Source organism: Chryseobacterium sp. ERMR1:04, assembly GCF_001297705.1.
GTDB lineage: Bacteria > Bacteroidota > Bacteroidia > Flavobacteriales > Weeksellaceae > Chryseobacterium.
The window spans coordinates 589,915-612,559 of sequence record NZ_LIRF01000005.1; the positions used below are offsets into that span (position 1 = coordinate 589,915).

The 22,645-nt window shown below is 36.2% G+C and carries 26 protein-coding genes; 9 read left to right on the forward strand and 17 right to left on the reverse strand.

Annotated features, from left to right (window positions below; translation table 11 throughout):
• The first annotated feature begins 15 nt into the window (after nucleotides 1–15).
• From AMQ68_RS12960 to AMQ68_RS12985, 8 genes are all read left to right on the forward strand, one after another.
• Complete coding sequence (locus tag AMQ68_RS12960) at nucleotides 16–849, forward strand: hypothetical protein (protein ID WP_054511041.1); 834 nt, start codon at nucleotides 16–18, stop codon at nucleotides 847–849.
• Between the two features lie 211 nt (nucleotides 850–1,060).
• Nucleotides 1,061–1,348: a PoNe immunity protein domain-containing protein gene (locus AMQ68_RS24935; protein ID WP_241775129.1), complete on the forward strand. Its 288-nt coding sequence runs from the start codon at nucleotides 1,061–1,063 to the stop codon at nucleotides 1,346–1,348.
• A gap of 12 nt (nucleotides 1,349–1,360) precedes the next feature.
• A complete protein-coding gene (locus AMQ68_RS25945; RefSeq protein ID WP_082384068.1) occupies nucleotides 1,361–1,606 on the forward strand; it encodes a PoNe immunity protein domain-containing protein in 246 nt (81 codons plus the stop codon).
• 284 nt (nucleotides 1,607–1,890) lie between these two features.
• Nucleotides 1,891–2,481 (forward strand): RNA polymerase sigma factor, encoded by a 591-nt coding sequence (locus tag AMQ68_RS12965; protein ID WP_054511042.1) that lies wholly within the window; start codon nucleotides 1,891–1,893, stop codon nucleotides 2,479–2,481.
• Between the two features lie 103 nt (nucleotides 2,482–2,584).
• Complete coding sequence (locus tag AMQ68_RS12970) at nucleotides 2,585–3,763, forward strand: FecR family protein (protein ID WP_054511043.1); 1,179 nt, start codon at nucleotides 2,585–2,587, stop codon at nucleotides 3,761–3,763.
• 231 nt (nucleotides 3,764–3,994) lie between these two features.
• The gene (locus AMQ68_RS12975; protein ID WP_160317989.1) at nucleotides 3,995–7,453 is read left to right on the forward strand and encodes a SusC/RagA family TonB-linked outer membrane protein; all 3,459 of its coding nucleotides are present in this window, start codon (nucleotides 3,995–3,997) and stop codon (nucleotides 7,451–7,453) included.
• Between the two features lie 33 nt (nucleotides 7,454–7,486).
• On the forward strand, nucleotides 7,487–8,881 hold the full coding sequence (locus AMQ68_RS12980) for a RagB/SusD family nutrient uptake outer membrane protein (RefSeq protein WP_054511045.1): 1,395 nt from the start codon (nucleotides 7,487–7,489) through the stop codon (nucleotides 8,879–8,881).
• 4 nt (nucleotides 8,882–8,885) lie between these two features.
• Nucleotides 8,886–10,487 carry a TlpA disulfide reductase family protein gene (locus AMQ68_RS12985; protein WP_054511046.1) on the forward strand — a complete coding sequence of 534 codons (1,602 nt, stop codon included), beginning with the start codon at nucleotides 8,886–8,888 and terminating at the stop codon, nucleotides 10,485–10,487.
• Nucleotides 10,488–10,538: 51 nt separating this feature from the next.
• On the opposite strand, the gene AMQ68_RS12990 is transcribed toward AMQ68_RS12985, so the two are convergent.
• The 3 genes from AMQ68_RS12990 to AMQ68_RS13000 form a co-directional block, all read right to left on the reverse strand.
• The gene (locus AMQ68_RS12990) at nucleotides 10,539–10,784 is read right to left on the reverse strand and encodes a DUF6520 family protein (protein WP_054511047.1); all 246 of its coding nucleotides are present in this window, start codon (nucleotides 10,782–10,784) and stop codon (nucleotides 10,539–10,541) included.
• A 98-nt stretch (nucleotides 10,785–10,882) separates the two neighbouring features.
• A complete protein-coding gene (locus tag AMQ68_RS25950; RefSeq protein ID WP_054511048.1) occupies nucleotides 10,883–11,323 on the reverse strand; it encodes a MauE/DoxX family redox-associated membrane protein in 441 nt (146 codons plus the stop codon).
• 77 nt (nucleotides 11,324–11,400) lie between these two features.
• On the reverse strand, nucleotides 11,401–11,646 hold the full coding sequence (locus tag AMQ68_RS13000; protein WP_054511049.1) for a hypothetical protein: 246 nt from the start codon (nucleotides 11,644–11,646) through the stop codon (nucleotides 11,401–11,403).
• 254 nt (nucleotides 11,647–11,900) lie between these two features.
• Between AMQ68_RS13000 and AMQ68_RS13010 the strand changes: the two genes are divergently transcribed.
• Nucleotides 11,901–13,622 (forward strand): AraC family transcriptional regulator, encoded by a 1,722-nt coding sequence (locus AMQ68_RS13010; RefSeq protein WP_054511051.1) that lies wholly within the window; start codon nucleotides 11,901–11,903, stop codon nucleotides 13,620–13,622.
• A 49-nt stretch (nucleotides 13,623–13,671) separates the two neighbouring features.
• On the opposite strand, the gene AMQ68_RS13015 is transcribed toward AMQ68_RS13010, so the two are convergent.
• From AMQ68_RS13015 to AMQ68_RS13085, 14 genes are all read right to left on the reverse strand, one after another.
• Nucleotides 13,672–14,262 carry a hypothetical protein gene (locus AMQ68_RS13015; protein ID WP_054511052.1) on the reverse strand — a complete coding sequence of 197 codons (591 nt, stop codon included), beginning with the start codon at nucleotides 14,260–14,262 and terminating at the stop codon, nucleotides 13,672–13,674.
• An 89-nt stretch (nucleotides 14,263–14,351) separates the two neighbouring features.
• Entirely contained in the window at nucleotides 14,352–15,158 is an 807-nt protein-coding gene (locus AMQ68_RS13020; RefSeq protein ID WP_054511053.1) for an AraC family transcriptional regulator, read from the reverse strand.
• Between the two features lie 584 nt (nucleotides 15,159–15,742).
• Complete coding sequence (locus AMQ68_RS13030; protein ID WP_054511055.1) at nucleotides 15,743–16,543, reverse strand: PRTRC system ThiF family protein; 801 nt, start codon at nucleotides 16,541–16,543, stop codon at nucleotides 15,743–15,745.
• Entirely contained in the window at nucleotides 16,540–17,265 is a 726-nt protein-coding gene (locus AMQ68_RS13035) for a PRTRC system protein B (protein ID WP_054511056.1), read from the reverse strand. The genes AMQ68_RS13030 and AMQ68_RS13035 overlap by 4 nt, the downstream gene beginning before the upstream one ends.
• On the reverse strand, nucleotides 17,249–18,439 hold the full coding sequence (locus AMQ68_RS13040) for a hypothetical protein (RefSeq protein WP_054511057.1): 1,191 nt from the start codon (nucleotides 18,437–18,439) through the stop codon (nucleotides 17,249–17,251). Before AMQ68_RS13040 ends, AMQ68_RS13035 begins: the two co-directional genes overlap by 17 nt.
• A 17-nt stretch (nucleotides 18,440–18,456) precedes the next feature.
• Nucleotides 18,457–18,675 carry a PRTRC system protein C gene (locus AMQ68_RS13045; RefSeq protein WP_054511058.1) on the reverse strand — a complete coding sequence of 73 codons (219 nt, stop codon included), beginning with the start codon at nucleotides 18,673–18,675 and terminating at the stop codon, nucleotides 18,457–18,459.
• Between the two features lie 31 nt (nucleotides 18,676–18,706).
• Nucleotides 18,707–19,228 carry a PRTRC system protein E gene (locus tag AMQ68_RS13050; RefSeq protein ID WP_054511059.1) on the reverse strand — a complete coding sequence of 174 codons (522 nt, stop codon included), beginning with the start codon at nucleotides 19,226–19,228 and terminating at the stop codon, nucleotides 18,707–18,709.
• Entirely contained in the window at nucleotides 19,215–19,487 is a 273-nt protein-coding gene (locus tag AMQ68_RS13055; protein WP_054511060.1) for a hypothetical protein, read from the reverse strand. The genes AMQ68_RS13050 and AMQ68_RS13055 overlap by 14 nt, the downstream gene beginning before the upstream one ends.
• 5 nt (nucleotides 19,488–19,492) lie before the next feature.
• Nucleotides 19,493–19,894 carry a hypothetical protein gene (locus AMQ68_RS13060; protein ID WP_054511061.1) on the reverse strand — a complete coding sequence of 134 codons (402 nt, stop codon included), beginning with the start codon at nucleotides 19,892–19,894 and terminating at the stop codon, nucleotides 19,493–19,495.
• A 67-nt stretch (nucleotides 19,895–19,961) separates the two neighbouring features.
• A complete protein-coding gene (locus AMQ68_RS13065) occupies nucleotides 19,962–20,348 on the reverse strand; it encodes a hypothetical protein (RefSeq protein WP_071254801.1) in 387 nt (128 codons plus the stop codon).
• Nucleotides 20,323–20,529, reverse strand: coding sequence for a hypothetical protein (locus AMQ68_RS25335; RefSeq protein ID WP_054511063.1), 207 nt, complete (start codon nucleotides 20,527–20,529; stop codon nucleotides 20,323–20,325). Before AMQ68_RS25335 ends, AMQ68_RS13065 begins: the two co-directional genes overlap by 26 nt.
• A 23-nt stretch (nucleotides 20,530–20,552) precedes the next feature.
• Nucleotides 20,553–21,005 carry a hypothetical protein gene (locus AMQ68_RS13075; RefSeq protein ID WP_123905695.1) on the reverse strand — a complete coding sequence of 151 codons (453 nt, stop codon included), beginning with the start codon at nucleotides 21,003–21,005 and terminating at the stop codon, nucleotides 20,553–20,555.
• 53 nt (nucleotides 21,006–21,058) lie between these two features.
• Complete coding sequence (locus tag AMQ68_RS13080; RefSeq protein WP_054511065.1) at nucleotides 21,059–22,132, reverse strand: DUF932 domain-containing protein; 1,074 nt, start codon at nucleotides 22,130–22,132, stop codon at nucleotides 21,059–21,061.
• A 67-nt stretch (nucleotides 22,133–22,199) separates the two neighbouring features.
• Nucleotides 22,200–22,592, reverse strand: a complete 393-nt coding sequence (locus AMQ68_RS13085; protein ID WP_054511066.1) for a single-stranded DNA-binding protein — start codon at nucleotides 22,590–22,592, stop codon at nucleotides 22,200–22,202.
• Nucleotides 22,593–22,645 lie beyond the last annotated feature (53 nt).

The window sequence follows — 22,645 nt, forward strand, 5'->3', positions numbered from 1 at the left end:
TATAAAATAATTACAATGGAATTGTTGAAGAAAATAGTTAATAAGTTAAATATAGATATTAATCTTCAAAATTTAATTTTTAGGAAAATTGACATACCATATCATGATGATTATAATTCCGTTGATACGTATTGGTATCAACATCCTCCTTGTTTAGTTCCTTTATTTTTAGGTTATGGAGCATCTTATAAGGGAGTTATTAATCATTTTTTTATTGATAGAAAGAATCCTTTTGTAGAGCTGGATTTGGAATATGGTTCTATAGTAGAAACTGCCTTTAATTTTAAACAGTTAGCAGTATGCCTAATTCTACCAATAATTATCTCTGAGGATGGTCTTACTGATGAAATTATTGATTTTGCAAACAAAATTAATTTTAAAGAATATCAGGAAATAGATGATTTTTCTAATCAATATGGAGATAATACAGATTATTTCAATGAATTAGTGTATTTTAAAGACAATTTGCCATTAGGTATTATTAAAGATATAACAACATACAAAGGAGATTTCCCATCTTCTTATGACAATTTTAATGAGCCACAGCTGACTAATTCTTGCTCGTTTGAAATTTCCCCCACCGTTTACGAAATTATAAAAAATGATAAAGAAACACCTAAATGGTTGATTAAAGAAACAAATAAAAAAGAGCTTTTTAAAGATTTTGTTCTTAACAACAAATTGAAGGAGGCTTGGCTAACGTTAAATAGTAAGGGTTGGTTACTGAAAGATGTCGCTGAAGGGTTAGAAATATTAAAGTCAAAAACGAATGATGAACTTTTTCATTTAATAGCTGACAATTGGATTGAAGGGTGGCAAAAATCGACATTCTTAGATAGCAATTATTAGTTGCATTGGAAAGATTCTAAAAAGTGGCGGAGATAATTACAATAATATGGTATGAGATAAAATTAAGCCACAAGAGTATTTTGATTTATATATTCAGAATACTCAAAAAAGGAAAAGTAAATATATCGAGAAAATAGAAGGATTAGATGATCTGCATTAAGGATACATAAATAGTGCTACCACATTAGATCTTTTTACAAGGAACCTATTTATAGCAAAGTATTCGGAAGGTTATGAAGTTTCACAACTACGACATGACTATGTAAAATCTATAAAATTGTTTGAATTAACTTATAATTCTACCTCTTTTTATGTTCAAATGTTGTGGATGATATCTATTGGAATAATGTTAGATATAGAAGCAGATGAATTTTCTAAACTTATAGAGTTAATTAAGAAAGATGATCCAAATGACTATTTAATAGATTTTCTCTTAAGTAAAAAAGTAAATTGGGACAAACAAGCTAAAAACTTTAAATTTCCTGATCCCTATCAGTGATTAGAGCAAGTTATATCTTTAGCGACGAGAGGTGAGAAAGAGAAGGCAGTAGAAAGACTAAAATTATATTTAGATAAAGAATGGTACAAAGGACATTCAGATACGGGATGGTACGCTAATCATAAAAGTAAACACGACACTTATGCAGGATATTGGAATTGGGAAAGTGGCGCATTGGTGCAAGTTTTAGGCTTAGATGATAGTTCTCTAAAGGATCAACAATATTACCCTTATGATATGGTTCATTGGAATGATTAGAAATTAATTTTAAGAATATTTGATTACATAAGACTACCTGGAATTTTATCAGGTAGTCTTTTTTAATACTCTGATAGCAAAAGGCGTAATATTTAAGGTCAAGAAAATGTTAAAAATGTACCTTTTACCATGTCCCAATATGCATGTGATGAGAGGAATGTGGGGGCAGTTCATTTTGATCAAAACTGCAATTATGGTTAATAACTTGATGGTAGAATTTTCATCAAACATTAGAGATTGCATCAACAAATATTTAACTTTAACTTGTTATTTGAATTAAATAAGTGAAATCCTTAACCATAATCGCTGAAAAGGAGTTGCTACTTCGGTTGCGGGATGGGGATTATACAGCTTTTGAGAAAATCTATTCCATTCATAAGGAAAAGCTAGCAGGCCGTCTCTTCAGACTGCTTAAATCATGGGAATTGGTTGAAGATATTTTACAGGAACTTTTCATAAAATTATGGAATAACAGGGATATAATAGATGGAGATAAACCGCTTGAAGCTTATCTGTACCGTATTGCATCCAATCTTGTAAACGACTATTTCCGGAGTGTCTCTAAAGACAAAAATTTGGCGGATGAATTATGGCATCGCATTTCAGAGGTTTATAATCCTTTTGAAGAAATCTCACAGGAAAGCGCCGACCAGGAACTCTTTCGTTCTATAAACAAACTTCCTGAGCAACGAAAAAAGGTTTTTCTCCTATGCAAATTGGAGAAGAAAAGTTATGCAGAAGTAAGCAAGCTTTTGCAAATTTCAGAAGCAGCAGTAAACGACCATATTACAAAAGCAAACAAATTCTTAAAAGATAATTACGATAAGGCGATTCCTTTTGCTGTTATTGTATTCTGTCATTATCTCATTAGTTAGTTTTTTTTAAGCTGATAATCAGTTAGTTGTAATTTTTTAAAATTTTTATAAATATTACAGCTATTGGTTTAGGTACCATAAGCGTATTAGTTAAAAAGCAACCTTGGAAACTAACCACTATATCAAAGAACTCTTTAATAAATATCTGGATAATACCATTAATAAGGATGAGTATGGTGTTTTGCTAAGGTATTTTGGAAAAGAAGAGGGTAGTGAGGAAATTCGGGATCTCATCTTCGAAAACTTATCTAGTGATGTTGCAGAAAATAATGCAGTAGGACTAAAAAATACTGTTGATGCGGTCCAGGATAAACTGCGAAATAAACTTCAGCCTAAAAAGAAATTAAAGCTGATACAAAAATATTGGCCATACGCTGCTCTTGCCCTTTTGGGTTTAGCATTTGCTTTATATTTTTATCTGAGTAAAACACAAGATCATTTACCAGTTCTAATAACAGATAATCAAATTAGGGTTAATCCGGGAGGCGATAAAGCTACGCTTGTCCTGGATGATGGCAGAACAATTTTATTAGATACGGTTTCAAATGGCCGTTTACTTGAGCAGCCCGGTGTAGATATTTCTAAGGTAGGTAAAGGGCAGTTACAGTATAATGCTACTGATATCGCTTCTCGATTAGTATATAATACTATAAAAACGCCAAATGGAGGGCAGTATCAAGTTATTTTGCCTGATAATACCCATGTATGGCTAAACGCGGCATCATCTATCAAATTTCCGACAGCTTTTATTGGAAATAGCCGTGAGGTTATCATCACTGGTGAAGCGTACTTTGAAGTTGCGAAAAATAAAAACAAACCTTTCAGGGTAAAAACAGCAGACCAAACAGTTGAAGTACTAGGGACACACTTTAATGTGAATAGTTATGCGGATGAACCAAGCACTGTTACTACGCTTGCAGAAGGTTCAGTACGTGTAAACCTTTCCAGTAGTGGTAATAATTTTATCCATGCTATAACTATCACGCCGGGACAACAAACTACTACAACAAAAAATAATATTACTACAGGAACAGCCGACTTAGAATCTGCACTGGCATGGAAAAATAACCAAATTTATTTTAAGCAAGCCAGTATTCAGACCATCATGCGGCAGGTTGCACGCTGGTACAATATTGATGTAGAATATATAGGAAAAATCCCTGATAGGAAATTTACAGGTGGTATATACCGTACAGATAACTTGAATGATTTACTGAAAATCCTGATGCTAAATGATCTCCATTTCGAATTAATAAATAACACACTAATTGTTAAACCTTAAATCAGTGCCTATGCAGTAGAAGTTAAATCAAATTTTTAGTATTAGTTAATGATGCCCCAAAATAAAAAGCCGGTAATGCTGTCGAGAGCATTAGCCGGCAATAGGGGTAGTCATGATAACACCGTAAAGCAATTATTCAACTAACCCACAAACAAAAATATGAAATTTTTCACATGCTTTCGGCATGCACTTATGCGTGCCCGAAGTCACCCTACAAAACCACTTCTGGTTATGAAGCTAAGCGCAATCCTCATACTGATCTCTTATTTTCAAGTAACGGCAAGCGTTTATGCTCAAAAGATATCATTGGCAGTTACACAGCAACCTATAGCAAAGGTATTTGGCCAGATACAGAAGCAGAGCGGATACATCTTTTTTTATGATGAAAACATGATTAAGGATGCCAATGCTGTAACCTTAAATGTAAAACAAAAAAACCTAACTGAAACATTGGATTTGCTTTTTGAAGGGCAACCTTTTACCTACGAAATGGTTAAGAAAACCATTGTTGTAAAAGCAAAAGCTTTTGTAAAACCCAGAGCGAGTGCTAGCCCCAGACAGCAAAAGATTACTGGGCTTGTAACCGATGAAAAGGGTGATCCTCTGGTGGGAGCAACCGTCTCTGTTAAGGATACCAATCTAAGTGTAATTACAAATATAGAAGGAAGATTTACTATTAACAATGGTCCAGAGAATGCAATAGTAGTTATATCTTATATTGGATATCAAACAATAGAAGTAAAAGCCGATAGCAATAGTAAGATAAACATAAAGTTACAATTAGTAAGCTCAAACCTGAATGATGTTTCGATTGTCTCAACGGGTTATCAAACAATTCCCAGAGAAAGATCTACGGGTTCATTTGTTCAGGTTGACAATAAATTGCTTAACAGAAGAGTTTCTACTGACATTATAAGCCGTTTAGAAAATGTTGTGCCTGGCCTTTCCTTTAAAGTAAATAAAACTACAGGAAAATCTACCAATATGAATATCCGTGGACGCAGTACCATATTTGCCAATGATCAGCCGCTTATTGTGGTCGATAATTTTCCTTATGATGGGGATATTGCAAATATTAACCCAAACGATATTGAGAGTATCAGTGTTCTTAAAGACGCGGCAGCGGCCTCAATTTGGGGAGCGAGGGCTGGAAACGGAGTAATTGTACTAACCACGAAAAAAGGTATTAAAAACGCCCCCCTTTCAGTGAATCTTAACAGCAATATAACCATTGGTGAAAAACCTGATTTATATTATAGCAGACGCTCGATGAGCTCTTCAGATTTTATTGATGTTGAACAGAAATTATTTGACTTAAATTTTTATAATTCCGATCAGACAAATGCTAATAAACCTGTTATTTCTCCCGTTGTCGAAATTCTAATAAAAAGGAAAAATGGAACCTTATCTGAAACAGATGCGAATAATCAAATTAACGCATTAAGAAAATTTGATGTCAGAGATGATTATAGTAAATACTTATACCGAAATAGTTTTAATCAGCAATATGCACTGAATATGAACGGAGGATCGAAAGATATCAGTTATTATTTTTCTGGTGGTTTTGACAAGAATCTTTCTAATGCAGTAAATAATGATTTTAACAGAATTTCCTTAAATGCACAAAGTACCATTACCCCTTTTAAAAATCTGGATGTACTTGTCGGCATTAGCTATGTTATGAACAGAACCCAAAACAATAATAGTGGGTTCAATTCCATAGCGCCTAGTTCTACCAAAAATAATATATATCCCTATGCACAGTTAGCGAGTGCTGATGGAGCCCCACTAGCTATTGTGAAAGATTATAGAAGTACTTTTACGGATAATCCGGGAGCTGGCATGCTTGACTGGAAATACCGCCCTTTAGATGAATTGAATTTAGCTAACAACGTAAGTAAACTTACAAATACGCGCATAAACCTTGGCGCTAAATATACATTTATCCCTCAACTAAGTGCCGAGGTAAAATATCAGTACGAAAAACAGTTTGTTACCGGCCGAAATCTCTATGACCAGCAGACCTATATGGTTAGAGATTTAATAAATAAATTTTATGATCCTACATCTACAATTAAATATCCTGTGCCTGTTGGGGGCATTTTAGATCAATCTCTTTCCGATCTAAATTCATATTCATTCCGTTCACAGGTAAATTACAATCAAAACTGGAATCAAAAGCATCAGTTAAATGCTATTGCAGGTGTTGAAGTGCGAGAGGTCAAAATTGATGGAAGTACAAACAGGCAATATGGCTATGATGATGTTTTGGGGACAAGTAGCAGAGTAAATTATGTTGACCTTTTTCCTGCATATTATAATACTTCAACGCGGTTATCTATTCCAGTAGGCAGTGGGGTTTCAGGTTCATTAGATCGTTTCTTCTCCTACTACGCAAACGCGGCTTATACTTTTAATAACAAGTATACTTTTAGTGCAAGCGGCAGAAAAGATGCATCAAATTTATTAGGTGTTAAAACAAATCAAAAAGGTGTACCTCTATACTCTGTGGGCGGCTCATGGATTGCAAGCAAGGAAAACTTTTACAATCTTAAGTGGCTTCCTTATTTAAAACTGAGAGCAACGTTTGGTTATAATGGAAACGTTGATAAATCTACTTCGGCCTATGTTACCGCATTGTATGCTAACAGTACGCGAACAAATCTTCAAACTGCTCAAATTACAAATCCTCCAAATCCAAGTTTAATATGGGAAAGGACAAGGGTTGTTAATCTGGGGTTAGATTTTGCCACAGCGAATCAACGTATATCAGGCACTATAGAATATTTTAGTAAAGCAGGACTTGATTTAATAGGGAACGGGCTCGTTGCACCATCGAACGGTATCTCAACATTTAGATCAAATTTGGCAAGCACCAAAGGACATGGTACTGATATCACCGTTAATACCCAGAATTTAAAGGGACAATTTCAATGGAATACTGTTGTGCTTTTCTCATATGCATTAGATAAGGTTACTAAATACGAAACAAAAGATGTCCCCTCCAATTATATCCTTTCTGGTGATATTGATCCAACACCATTTGAAGGCAGACCGTTATTTTCTATTTATAGTTATAAATGGGCCGGGTTAGATCCTGCTACTGGCGATCCGCAAGGCTATCTTAATGGAACAGTGAGTAAAAATTATGCTTCCATATTAACAACTATGAAACCAGAAGATCTTGTTTACAACGGACCATCAACTGCTCCTTACTTTGGTTCGATTCGCAATTCATTTTCTTATAAAGGATTTGAATGTAGTTTTAATGTTAGTTACAAATTTGGATATTATTTCCGAAAGTCATCAGTTGATTATGGAAGTCTTTTTAATGCGTGGTCAGGGAATGTAGATTATATAAACAGGTGGAAACAGACCGGAGATGAACAATTTACACAGGTGCCATCATTCCCTACGTTGCCAAATAATGTTAATCGAGACGCCATGTACAAGGGCTCTGAAATCCTTGTAGAATCTGGTTCCCATATCAGGCTTCAGGATGTTGGCCTTTCTTATTCTTTTAATAAAAATAGCGATAGTAAACTGCCTTTTAAAAAACTTGAGATTTACAGTTACATAAATAATCTTGGGCTATTATGGACAAAGAGTAATCAGGGGATAGATCCCGATGCAGGTGTTTATCTCCCATTCGGAAAAACCTTTTCAATAGGAGTAAAATGCACTTTTTAGTTCTTTATTTAATTATTAATAAAAAATATTATCATGAACTATAAACCTTTAATTTATATATTAATTTTTTCACTTTTTTCTTCTTGTACAAAAGAGTGGCTTGATGAGAAACCAAGTAAAAGTTTAGTGGTACCAGAAACCATTACTAATTTTCAAGCATTGCTAGATAATGAAGTAAAGATGAATGGTTTTAGTAGTGGGGGAATACCTGCTTTGGGTGAACTCTCAAGTGACGATTATGAAATGCTAGACAATACTTATACGACTGTAGCATCAGCAATTGAACGGAATTGCTATACTTTTAAAAGCGATGTATACGAAGGGACTACCGGAGTTGGAGACTGGAATGCCCCATACGAACAGATTTTTTATGCTAATGTCGCACTAGAAGGACTTGAAAAGATAAATCCGTCATCAGGTGATCTGTCTGCTTACAATAATGTAAAGGGGAGCGCGTACTTTTTTAGGGCACACGCCTTTTTTCAATTGGCGCAGTACTTTTGCAAGCCTTATAATGCTCAGACTGCGGGCTCTGATCTAGGTATTATACTTAAAACAAAATCGGATATTGGAGCTACATCAAGATCAACTGTTGGGGAAACTTACAGCCAGATTATCAGTGATTTATTAGAAGCAGAAAAATTACTGCAGAATGTTCCATCAATACCAACCCGTCCTTCAAGATCGGCAGTATTAGCATTATTATCACGAGTATATTTAGTGATGGGCGATTATCAAAATTCTTTAAAGAACGCTAATGTTTACCTTACATTTAAAAATAAGATTCTTGATTTTAATTCTATTAGTACCACAGCTACAATTCCATTTCCAGCTTTTAATGAAGAGGTTGCTTTTACATCAAATCTGTATAGTTATATAGTAATTCTCTTCAGTCAAAGTAACAGGCTCGTAACCACGAGCCTGTACGATCAATATGATGCTAATGATTTAAGAAAGACAGCATATTTTCGGTTAACTAATGGTCGGTACGCATTTAAAGGGTCATATAATGCTACTTATGGAGGGAATTTCGCTGGACTTGCGACTGATGAGGTGATACTTAACAAGGCTGAATGTTTAGCACGGAATGGAAACATCAACGGAGCAATGAAAGATCTTAACGATTTATTAGTAAAAAGGTACAAAACTAATCCTCTTACTAATTCTACCACTTATGTAGATCAGACGGCAACAGACGAAACGGATGCGCTAAAAAAAATATTAAAAGAGCGCAGAAAAGAATTAATATTTCGGGGTATCAGATGGATGGACTTAAGAAGACTAAACACAGATTTCCGTTTTGCTACATCGTTGATTCATACCGTAAATGGTCAAGTTTATATCTTATCGCCAAATGATCCGCGCTACATTTTTCCAATACCAGAGCGGGAAATGCAGTTGAATCCTGTTCCACAAAATATTAGATAGAATCATGAAGATTAAAATAAAAAAAATAATTGCTGTAATTGGGTTAGTATCATGTTTTAATTCATTATATACTCCTTTAAATGCACAATCTCACAGTCCAAATAAGTCCGTTGTTATATACGGACAAATAATGCCTGCGAAGGCTGGTGAGAAATTGGAAATAGATACTATCACCGTAACTTTTTGGCAAACTTATAATCGTAATGGGGGTAAGTTTCCAGAACCACAAGTAATAAAAACAGTTACCCGAATCGGTGGTTTCTTTGCGGCTTTGGGACAGACGATTTTTAATGTTAGTGTTCCCAACGTGAGTGATATTGGGTATTTGAGGGTTTCGACTAACAATGATGTTCTTCTCTATGATTACTTGGTAGAACCTGGTGATAGTGTCAAGATTTTGTTCGATCAACGATTTAGGCGCACAGTTTTTGCTGGGCCTTCAGCAAAAAAGTTTCAATGTTTTAATGATCTGGAAGAAGCTAATGCGATTGAGAAATTTGAAAATAAGCCGATAGTGTTCACTAAAAAAATATCTGACGTATTGAGAACAGATAGTTTAATAGAGGCTTATAAAATAAATAGTCTAAAGCAATTTGGCAATATGTTTCAGATTACTCTCATATATAGTGCGGAATATGTTAAGAAACTACGTTCAGATCTTGACAAAAAACCAACTCAGCTAAACGGATGGGATATAATTGAACATTATAAATACCATATAACGAACAAAGCATATTCCACATTGCAGTCAAATATTGTGGGTAATCATCTGTCAGTAAAATATTCAGAATTTGACAGACTTTATCAAAGTGCGTCAAAGGACAATAAAAAACAACTGCTAGATAGCCTTAATCAAATTTATTATGATGTGATAGAGCCTACTCCACAGCTTTTTACAGACAGTATAATTGTCTCCTCATCTTCATATCCATATGCATTATTAACAAAAGCGTATATTGGTTCGCGAATTCTTAATAAGCCTATCTACGAACTGCTTAAGAATAAGTATACAGGAATACTTAGAGAAAGATTAGTTTTAGCATATTTTTCAGAAAAGCTAGGTAAAATTGATAATGCTTCAGAGCTTATGGCAGATGCCCTTAAATATTTTAAAACAGATGTGTTTCGGAAGTCGTTAACTAAATTGTATAATTCTACAACGGTAGGGGCAAGAGCTTACGACTTTTCTCTAAAAGATGTCAGTGGGAAAGTCGTTAAACTAAGTGATTTTAAAGGTAAGGTGGTATTCATTGATTTTTGGTTTACAGGCTGCTTGTCATGCAGTGCGTTTTACACCAAACAATTATACAAAATGGAGCAATATTACAAAGGTAATCCCAATTTTGTTTTTCTTTCTATTAGCTCTGATAAAGATCTTAATGGATGGAAAAAAAGTATTAACGGTGGTTTATATACTTCAAAACATACGCTAAATTTATATACAAATGGCGAGGGTTTTACCCATCCCATTCTTAATGAATATGGTGTATTTACCTATCCTGCACAGGTGCTTATTGATCGTAAAGGAAAAATAGAGCAACGTGCAAATTTAAGTGTCCCCTTCGAACAATTAATCCAAATTATTGATTTCTCCCTGGCTAAATAAATAAAGGCAGGCTCACTAGAAAGGAGTCTGCCTTTATTGCCTGTTTTTAAACTAATTTGGTACAAAATTCCCGTAATCAAGAACTTGTTCAATTCCTTGAGCTGGGTCATCGTTTTTCATAAGAACTTTGCAAGGTGGCGTAGGCTCGCCAATACATTCATCGTTGTCATCTGCTACAACCCAGCCACTTGGTGTATTTCCATACACAGGTCTGTCATCATGCTTATTTACATTGGTAAAAGCACTTCCTACAGCAAAAAGTACTGCTGTAGCTAGTAATAATTTAAAATTTTTCATGGTGAAAATATTTTGGTGTTTTTCGCCTACTCTTTGTAAAGGTTTTCGGCTTCTCCTTTTATTTCTGGCCCGAAATATTCATGGTTATCGTTATTTAGTTATTGTGTGTAGGTAAATTGATGTAATGCATTGCGGTTGCTAAACCTTAGTGCTACACATGTAATTACTACAAAAAATAGATTAAAAATTAAATGCTGCGGCCATGTGAGATGTTTTATTACCCCTCCGCAACTGCAAGGCACATATTCAAACACATGTAGCAGAACAAGAGCAGTATAAATGGTAAACAAGCTCATCAGTACGAGTGATGCAAGTAAGCCAATTGTTCTGGTCCTCTCAAACAGGAGTGTTGATACAATCGCAATTTCAGTAATTGGTATAAGCCACCTCAAAGTAGGTGTAAAACTATTTGGAAAGGGTTGGTTGTTTAGGTCATATGTAAAACCCTTAAAATCCATAAACTTGCTTAAGCCAGTGTACAGGAATAGAATGACGAGTAACAGTACCACAATTTCAATGACGAGTTTTTTGTTTCGCATGGTTTTGTTTTTTTTTAATTACCTCATTATCGATTCGTTAAATCTTTCCAAGCGTTCGCTTTCAAGAAATAACACAACTACTTTGTGATTTTCCACTGGCCACCATCCTTAGGCGGGGGATCAGTTTCTTTTGTACCATCAAGACTTGATTGTTGTGTTAGCACAATTGTATTGATGCTATCAGAATCTTTGTTTGTTTCCTTCATTGATGATTGCCTGCTTTGGATTTGTATGTCCGCAACTTGGTCTTCATCCTGTTCTCTACAGGAGTGTAGAGAAATAATTCCTGCAATTGTTAAAAGTAAAAGGATAATCTTTTTCATGAGTTGTTCGTTTTGAAAATTATCCCGGCCGGATTTTAGTAGAATTCTTGAATCGAAGGTATATGATATTTCATGCTGGAAAAAGTGGTTGTTGCCCCAAAGGATACATTAGTACGTACTAATGTATCTTCTAGTACAACTTTAATGTATTGGAATTCAATGTTTTGTGAAATGTTTTGCTCTGGTTTTGAGATTACCCTAAGAGCGGACTGTAATTGGCTTAAATTTCATAATTTTGATGTAGAAACTTTGCCATGTCGATAATTATTCGTCCTCATTTTTATGTTTTTATACTATTAATTGTTCTCGTTCAACCTCTTTATGCACAAAAAGAGGGATATAGTGGTTATTATCTGATCAAGCGGGAATATGAAAACAGGGCAAATAATGATTCGAGTGCGCTACCCTTAATCGAGAAATATATTGCTAAAGCTAAAGGCGAAAAGAATTATCCGAGACTTGTAGAGGGGTATCTTGATGCCATCCAGTATTCACCACATCCAAATGCTAAACTGAAATATGCCGACAGTGCGATCTTGGCAGCAAATTTAACAAAGAACGATAGTATATTAAGCAGGGCGTATCTGCACAAGGGAATCGTTTATTATTTTAATTTTAAAAAATATAAATTGGCCTTGGCTGAATATATGGTGGCCTACGAGTATTCAAAAAAGACTAATGATCAGTACCACAAGAATAGATTGGCCTATTTAATTGGTGTTGTTAAAAGTTATATTGGCCATTATGATGAAGCACTGGTATTATTTAAACAGACTAAAACTTTTTTTGAGGCGGAATCCCGCAAGAACATAAATCGTAATCTGATCTATGGAAGCATTAGGGGATATTATAACAGCCTGCACCAAATGGCTGTCTGTTACCGTTATCTCGGTATTCCCAAATCAGCGGATTCATTGACGAATATTGGTCTGTCGCTCACCACGGGAAATAAGGACTTTAGCCAGGAGTACGGGTATTTCCTTAAGGAAAAGGGCATCAGGCAATATTATGAGAAAGACTATCAGAATTCCATAAAATCTTTAAATGGTTCGCTGATCTCGATTGCCAGTGCGGATGATTTTGCATGGGCGACGGTATGTTACTCCTATATTGGAAAGTCATATCAGGAACTTGGTGATCACAATAAATCTAAGCTTTATTTCCAGAAAGTTGATTCCGTTTTTCAGAAACATAATTTTATACTTCCCGAACTAAGAAATAATTATGAGCAGTTAATCGCTGAATATAGAAAGGAAAACAATCCGCAAAAGGAACTGTACTATACCACGCAACTAATAAAAGCCGATAGCATTATAGGTCAGGATTTTGCCTATCTCTCATCCAAGATTCACCGCGAGTATGATCTGCGGGACTTGAGGGAAGAAAAAATGAGGCTGGAGCAAAATTCCACTGTAAGTGCGTGGGTGAATCGCACTTTAGGGATTATTGCTGGCATTCTTGTAATTGCCTTTGTTATAAAATATAGGGCTGAGAAGCGAGTACGGGAGAAATATAGGATTGTGGAACAAAAAATCCTCAACGGAGATCTTGTTCCTTCAAGAGATGAAAGCGTGAAAAAATCTGACATCGAAAAAGAAATTGTGGATGATCTATTGGATAAACTTGATGACTTTGAAAACAACCTGGGTTTTTTGGAAAGTGGAATTACTTTAAACAAACTGGCCCTCAAATTTGATACAAATCATACGTATTTATCACAGATAATTAACGAGTATAAAGGGAATAATTTTAAAAGGTATCTGGTCGAGTTACGTATAGCCTATATTACAAAGAGACTTTATCAGGAAGAAAAATTACTTTCCTATAAAATCGAAACATTGGCAGAAGAATGTGGAATTGCCTCGCGAAGCAATTTCTCAGATTTATTTCAGGAGATCAATGGAATACGCCCTAAAGATTTCATAAGGAAGCGGTGGGAGGATATTGCCAGAGAGAAAAAAGCTTTTGAGGTATAATTACCAATCAGATTTCTGTAAAACTTATTCTATTTAACCCAGCACCGTATTACAGTTTGTTTCTTGCAAATTTTACAATGTCTTCAGGTCCGGTAATCTCAGTTAATGGAATATTAAAATAGAAAGTTGTTTTTTGTGAAACAGGAATACCAAAAGCGTTATTGGCCTTATATTCATGTGTAATTTTCCAGCCGTTAAAAAATGGTCGGTAGTGATTTTTTATGTAAGTAGTTTTTTTGCTGTAAAAATCAGCACTATCATTGTACATGGTTTGCTTTGCCGAAGCTTTTAGCATTACTTTCCATGCTTGCTTTTTCTTAGCCTCGTTTTTAATCGTATCGGCAGTGTAACCTACTGCTGCCAATTCTGTAAAAGCAGCAGTGCTCATGTCCAAGTAGTGCGAAACGGTATCTGCATAGGATTGGTAAGTAGAATCATCCTGATACGTTGTAAAAGCACTGTCCAATTTGCTAAATGTACCTGCTTCATATCCATAGGTATGATTTTTTCTAGCTGCAAATAGTTTTGCAATCAAAGCTTTTGCTTTTTCATCGGGTGTATGTGGCGTTTTATTACAGCCACTATAAAGCAGTAGCAGAAGGATACAAACAAGTGAAAGGTATTTTATTTTGCGATGCATGCATGTTTAATCTATACTTTTAAAAGTACAAAAAAAGAAATGATAATAATTTAATGGTTATCATTCGCTGTTCAGGGAGAAATATGTGCTTAAACAAAAAGCCAAATATTATTTTTATTGGTATTTACCTGTTTAAAAAAGGCATTTGGATTAAGTGTTGTGAGGTTCTTGAAGCTTTTGATAAAATGAGATTGATCGTAAAACATATTTTCATAGGATAGTTCTGTTAAATTTTTGAAGTGTTTCTTAGTAGCGACTGAATTTCTGAAGCGTTGTATTTTGCGATATTCAGAAGGCGACTTTCCAAGATTTTTCATAAAGATCTTATTGAGGTATTGCCTGCTGATATTATGCTTTAGTGCTATTTCTGCAATTTTATAATCAGATTCAACATCTTGTAATACATTCCTCATTAAGTTGAAATTCTTATGCAATAGTTTAGATAGCCAATATTTTTCGAGTTCCTGAATTTGATATTTTCTTTCTTTATAATTTAAAATCTTTTCCATCTCTTGTTTAAAATCCGGAAAGGCGTTGAATTGTACAATGTTGTTCTGCCGAAGAATATCACCAAAATCCTTTATGAAATGGTTTAGTCCTAGTGGTTTAAAGTAAATGGTAATTTCAGTAACGGGTTTTTCATAAAATATTTCCACGGGAGAAACGTATCTCCAGACCAGATCAGCAGAGACGTTTGTTTGATCTGTTGGAATAACTGTAATTTTATTCGCTTCCAATAATACATCTGTGTTAAGGCTTACAGAGATGATACAGTAATTATTGGGGAAAGTCCAGTATTTTAGTGGTTCTGCATTTTCATCGTGCAGGATGAAGTAATATCCTTTAATATATTTTTTAAGGATGCCGTTTTTTGGTTTGTAAAACTTGATTTTCATTAGAGGCCATTTTTCAAGTTATAGTTTATAATTATGCCTAAGATCTCTCTAGATGAGAGACTTTTAAACACAATTGACTTTTCTACACTTTTGAATCCGGCCAGAGATAGGGAGTGAAAAAAATTATCTTTATGCAAATATAAGCTATAAATCACATAATTGAGATAAAATGGCTGATTGTGTCGTTCCGTTGATTTGAAAACTGAGGATTAGCGAATTATTGGGTTTGTTAGAGGATAGCGAAAGAAATGAGCAAATATTTACCAAATTGTACAAAGCGGTTCTGCCACAAAAGAAGCAGTAAAAACCAATGGGAATAATTTTATTTAGATCTATCCATTTATAATGTGCGGCGTTCTTTTGCTTCTTTTCTTTGGCCGCTGATGTGGAAAGAAAAGAAGTTCCTCCAAATGTAAGAAGGGATATTTGGAATATCCCACGCAAAAGTCCGCAACTGTATTCGGCAATTTCGGGGAATGTGGCAGGAAAAATTGATGAATGGTGTTGCTCCGATTTTGGCGTGCAAAGATGTTCCCGAACACGGGGTGGGGGTATCTTTGTACCAACCGCCATTTGGCGGTTCGTTAAACTTTTATGGGTTGTGCGCGAAAATCTTTAAGATTCAGGAAAAAGCCCCTGTTTTCGGTAAATCCATTTCTAAACAGATTCCACAATAAAGAGCAACCCATTTGTGCGAGCGTGGAATTGATGTATAAATCCTGTTTTTCCAATGCTTCGGCTAAAGAACAGCTAGGCGTGTCGTCTTCGGATTCCGATTGTTTTAGTAAATCTCCAAATTCCTCGGTAACAAAAGGCAGATGGGCAACCGTTTCATATTTTTCGGATTGTGGTTGTTCTAACTTTTCTATAGTGGATAGTATAACCTGTCCTGTAAATTTCCCATTTCCAAAATCGAGCCAATACTTTGGCGTATTACGATAACCCCATTGGTTATTGATGCCCCTCAAAATTTCAGCAATTTCAAAACGTGCGCTCACCGTATCTACGCAGGAGATGTAAATGTTTGCCTGTGCATTTTCGGGTGCTTTTCCCAATGTATTTTTTTGAAATTTTATGGTTTCTGCTTTCCAGTTTGTTCCTGACCATCGGTTAGCCCTGTTAATGAGGGCAACCGATTTATACAATCCTACCTCACACTGCGCAAATCGTTGTCTGCCTAAATTGGCTTCGGTAATGATGTCATCATCCCACAATCTAACCGACAAGCCTGCATGTCCCAAGTCAATCAAACTGTGGTTCATTTCAAGCAGGGCAGTGAGAACCTTTGATCCTGTACCGCCTGCACCAATAAGGTTTACTTCAATCGGATTGGTTGGGTTCAGCAGGTAGTTATCTGTAAAATGGATTCTCATTTTTGGTATCATCGCAGTACATTTTTAAGGGTTCTGTTGGTTTTTATTAATTTTTCTTTTGGGAAAGGCTTATCCGTATGGATTAACTTTTTAAAAATACTGACCAGATTGCCGTTTATCGGGTTATGACTAGGCATTAAATGGCTGAAATAGGAGTTAAAAAAATAGTTTTCCCAAGCGGTGGTAAATTCTTCTAATGAAGCGGTTTTCTTGATGTTCACATCCACCGTTCCCATACATACCGCTCCATCTGAATTGACATTAAAAAAAGGAGCATGGTAAAGCGGGGTTTTTTCTGTTGGTCTGTTGCCCGTGTTCAGGGCGTAGACCGAAATCCTGTTTCTGTTAGCCACCCAAAGAAGAGGGGGCAAATTTGCCTTCCCATTTGGAATACCCAATTTTTCTATAAAAAGCAGATTTCTTAATTGTGCTTTACTGTACCATATTACAATACCATCGTGCATGGGGTCAACCTGTAGTATATGACTGCCTATAACTCCATCTGATTTTAAAAATGGCTTTTTATCGCTAGACTCTATTGTTAAGGATTTAGCTAAGGCACTAGCTTCACGCAGGGTTAAAGGATGGGCGTTAATTAAGTTTCCGTGTTTATCCATATCGAATGATTCTACATAGCAGTCGGGATTTCCCGTTACGGTTTGATAGAAAACCAAAGCCGATTTGGGGTGGTAAAGTGTACCAAAATTTTCAGTAAGGTCAGTTGAGGTGTCCATTTTTTGTTTTTTTATAAGTGTTTAGGAGATAAATTAATTCATCCAATACATCGAACAGACGATTTTCAAAATTTAGGCTGTTAGCTGATATTGGGCGACCATCGAAGCATTTGAAAATTTGGGGTTCCTGTACATCGCCATATTCATTAAATTCATTGTTGATACATTCCGAAAGGCTTTCAGAGAGCCAACCCGTGCTATCTGCCCAAAAGGAAATGTACTTCTCCATAGGTATAGTTTCCTGCTCGTATGCATCATAATCGTTACTATCATCATGAAGCGGTTTTGCATTTCTAAAGATATTCTCGTCAGGGTATTGGGTATAAAGTTCAAAGGCTTCTTTTGCCATTCTCAGGCATTCGATATCAAATTCATCAAGGGCTTTAAAAAGGTTTAAGCGGTGTTCAAAAGCTGTTAAGGTTTTGCGGTTGTAGATTTTTTGTTCCACAAGGTCGCCAATGCGCTCTGCCTGTTTGAGTTCATCTTTACAGTTTTGATTATCCACATCTTCTTCATCCTGTTCAATCCAATCACTCATCATTTCGTACTGCCAATACAGGTATGAATCTTCCTGCCTGTAGTAGGGAACATCAACAATATGGTATAAGTAACTGCAAACCGATAGGAGTAATTGTGCCGTTTTAGTTCTTCTTTTATCTTTCAGCATTGAAAAGAGTGGGACTACGGGAATGTAGAATAAAGTTAATCCAACGTTGCAAGATTCCTTAGCCATTAGGAAATGTTTCTTCGTCTCCTGTACAAACTGTAAGTTTTCCAGATTATTGACTTTGTTTTTTAACTGGGTTTTTGCATTCCAAAGGGAAAGCGCTATATTGTACGGATAGGAAAATTGCCCTGTATCAAGTAACTCAATCCCGTAGTGCTTTGAAAGTCTCGAAAGGGAAATATAAAATTCCCGTTCCATTTTACTTGTTCTCTCACTAGCTTGCAGAGATTGCGCTGTTTTCAGTTTGGGCAGGAACTTGGTTTTTAGAAAACCATTGGAAGCATGGCTATCGGCACAGACTGGCGTTTGTCTTTTCGGATTTCCTGTGCATCCCTTGTCCGTTCCATCCATTTTGAAAACTCGTAAAGTTGCCTGTTCAACTGTCTCTGCCGTTTTTCTTCGGGTGTTTTTATTGTCCCCGATATGATAGGTTGTTGCATGGTTCATTTCTTTAAATTTTTAATTTAACCTTTAGTGCCAATCACGCTTTCAAACTTATATTGTACTTTATCATCCTTAATTTTAGGTGCTGATATTTTAGCAGTTGTTAAAATGGGATAGGTGTTGGCATAGAAATTCAATACGCTTTCAACGCTCCATTTCGGTTCGGGGTCGTTCAGGGTAATTTCCTGTTCTTTTTCTTTAAGAATAAATACTCTTTCGAGTTGGGTAGCTAATAACATGATCGTTGATTTTTGGGATTAATTAATTGTTTTACTCCCCGAATAGGCTAGGGGCAAGAAATTTTTCTAGTTCCGACATTCTTTTGCGGATGGCTTCGTTGTATTCGGGAAAGTCTGCGATTTTTGGCAGTGCTGTCCAAGATTCCTTGTACTTGTGTTCTTTTTCAAGGTCAGCAGATTTTGACATGGCTTCCTGAAATTTTTTATTTTTCCCCTCTTTTTCTTTTTTCTCCTTTTCGGTTTTTTCCTTCTCTATTGCCGAATGTTTTTTGGCTTCCTCCATCTGTTTCATAAAGAATTCCATATTAACCATCAGTCCGGAAGCCATTTCAAGTGGTGAGGTGATGGTTCCAAAAAAGTCCTCGTCCAATTCCTGTGCTGTTCCCCTAAGCGTACAGGGTACGATTAAGTGTTTGGCATTATCGCTACAACTTTCGTTTTGAAGCAATACCGATACTATCCAATTGCTTTCTGCGCCCTTTTTGATGGTGATTTGCAAATCTCCTGTGATATTCATTTGGGCTATCTGATTGAAAAAATTAGTTCGTTCCATAATTGAGAATTATTTTTTTAGTCATTAAGTTTAAAATGCTTTCTTCGTCATGTCCGATTGCACGAAGACGTTTTTCATAGCTTGCCATATTTTCGGCATATTCTACTCTTCCTTCTTCTCCGCGCAGTATAAGCAGGTGTGTATTCCAATCGGGCAGGGCGTTTCTAATGATGTTCCTTAATTTTTCAGCATATTTTCGTTCCCTCTGTTGCCATTCATTAGGAAAGGCTTGGTCTACGTAATTTTTTAGTGTGGACATATTTTCTAACCTTGATTTTGCCCGATAAATTTTTCAATAGAAAGTCTTGCTTTAAGGTTCATTCTATCGGCATATTTTTGGGCTTCCTTTCTGGTTTTAAAACTGCCGTGGGCTGTTTTCCATGTTACTTTTGTTTTATGTACCAATGAAGGTGTTTTGTAAGCATCGTAAGTAGTCCCTAAAATTTCAACTTCGCGCTTAACCCTTAAAACTTGAATGTATTCAGCCTTTATTTGCGTATCGGGATAATGGGTGGATAGTAACAAATTTTCCTTTTCGTCAACGATTTGGAATTTAACATAATCGCTGTCGCTGAGCATGATGTTGAATAAATCATCTATGATGAATGTACAATCCAGTAAAACCCGCTCTGCAAACTTTTTGTAGGTGATGATTCCAATTTTCATAATTATTTTTATGTATTATTTTACGTTTAGTATCAATGTGCTATGGTTATTTATCAGTTAGGGCGTTTTAAATGACTTTTGCTTCGCTGAAAAGAAAGTGTATTCCCTGCCTTAGTTTTAAGTTACATTCTGCCGTAGAGGCGTATTCGATAAGGCAATGAATGGTGAATAGTGCGTTGTAACCATCAAATAGCTGGTCGGCAAACCATCGGTGATTTTTATGCAGTTTGCTACTGCAATGTTTTATGGCCTTTTCAACATTTCGCACAAGACTGTACCAAAAATTGGCGGTTAGTAAAGTTCCCTTCCAAATACTTTTCTTATGGTCTTCATTTTTGAGAAATCGCTCTATTTCTTTTGAAATAAACAGGGTTATGTTGGGCAGTTCTTCGGGCAATAGGTCTGCAAGCATTTTTCCCTTTTCTACGTTATTCATTCGCTCTAGTGGTTTCATATCGTTGCTGTTTTGTCGTTATTTTGATATTTTTTTTATCTTGACAATGGCAGATTCGGGGGCATTTCTCGGCTGTCATTATCTTTTCTTTTGCACCCTGCTCGCCACTAAGAGAAACTACGGAGAGGTTTATTTTTCCTGTATCGTGTTTGAGGGTGGCTCTATAGATTTCTATTTGCATTGGATTTTTTTTGAAGTGTAGATTTACATTTTCCAGAGTTCATCAAGGTTATATCCTGCATCCTGAAAAGCTGAATTAAGGTACTCCGCTACGGTATCCATATCGTAATTGTCAGATTGCTCGGTGTCAATATATTTTGAGTTGGTTTTAATGATCCATTTGCAGACGGCAACGGCATCTTTCCCTTCATCTGCGGTTGTACCTCCTGAAAGTTTTATCGAGAAAAAACCGTTTGTAAACCAAAAGAAATTTTTACTCAGGTGTTCGGGCGTGACAGGTCGTTTCAGTCCAGGACATTGTTTTTTTCCTTCCCTATCTTTGTTCATAAAATTGGCTTCCTCCTGAAGCTCGCACCACGGATTGAATTTCGTAGCGGTATTTGCACCATATTCATTTTTTAGTTCTTCATTAAGCATTAAAATGAAATGGTCATCTCTATTTTGCTTTTTTAGCATAACACTCATATATCTTCCCATGACTTTAGATTTTAAAGGCAACCACCTTAAAGGCGGTTGCCAATGGTTAATATTTAATTGAAACAAAGGGCATCAATGCCATTTCCTGCAAATGAGGTACATAAATCGAATGCTTTTTGTGCTTTTCCTTGCGCTGTACCGCCCATGATGATGGATTGTACTTTGGCTTCGCTGTCCTTGTAACTGCGTACATTCTGATAGTAGCCTGTCACGGCATTGTATGCTCCAAACAAGGTTCCTTTTGTGGTTTCCATTTGTTGGGTATCTGATAGCATGGCGTAAGCAAATGCATCTTCAACGGTATTTTTGAATACGGTAGAAATTTCATCTTCATTGCCTTTGTACAGATGGTCAAGGGTTTCTTTGTTGGGGCATAGCGCCAATTGAATAAGGCGTTTTACTTCTTTGTCATTTACACGGACTTTCGCCCATTGGTTAAAGATTCCTTCCAATTCGGTACTCATTTTGTTAGCGAGTCCCATTACTTTGTGGGCATCGTCCAAACGTTGTTTAGCGCCTGCGGTATGTTTGATGCGCACGACATTGGACATACTGCGCAATGAAGCGTTAAGGGTGTTCTGGCAAACGATGCGAATAGGAGTAAATGCGGCAGTAATACTTCCGCTACCATCGTGGGAGGTGGTTAAGAAAATATACTTTTCGGTTACATCATCGCCATTACCTACACGGATATAGTCGGGGAGTTTGGCTGTTATAAAAATGCGTTCCCCGTTGCCCAATGCTCCTGCTGTCTCGTACAGGATTCCATCCCCACCGCCTACAATGGCATCAAAGAAAGAAAAGGCTTCTCTGTTTTGAACGATATGGTAGTCTTTACCTACGACACCGAGGGCAGTATTGGTGTCGGTGCGTAGTGTTGCAAAATTGTTAGGTAGTAAGATGTCGGAAGGTTCTTTGATTTCTCCATCGTTATCAATCGACATTGTACCGCCTTTGGTAAACAAAGGTGCTTTGATGACTTCGTAATCCAATCCTGCGTGTTTAATCGCCTCTTCACTTGTGGGATAATCTTCTACGATTTGCCCTAATCCGTGCCATGCTTTCTGCTGAACAGAAAAAAATGAATACTTACCTGTTTTGTCGTTGAAATTTAAATTGTGTGCCATGATATTGAATATTTTTTGTTAAAAATTACTTTGAGATTGCTCGTAATGAATGTTAAAAATTGGACGGTTAAAATGGGAGGTCATCGTTCTCAGGATTGCTACCACCCGTGTTGTAGTTATCCTGCATGGATGCTGTTTCCACTTCTTTTTTATCACCCCTTTTTAAGACTTTAAATTGTGAAGTGTGAAAATTGATTCTTGCTTTAGGTTCCCCGCTTTGTGTTGTCCATGCCCTTGCAGTTGCCCATCCTGTGAGTTCTACCAATGTACCCTGCGTGAGTACGGGTATTACCTTTGGCGATTGCCAAAATGAGCAGTCTACGTACTCGGTTAGGTTTATCCACTCACCCTGTTTGTTTTTGTAGCTGTCGTTTACCGCAATGGAAAAGTTTACGACTGATCTTTCGTCTTTCAGGATGCTTGCTTTTGCATCCGCTGTTAGTCTTCCGATGATGTTCATGTCTTTAGATTTTAAATGTTATACAATACTGTTAGCTGTGCTTTTCATTGTTT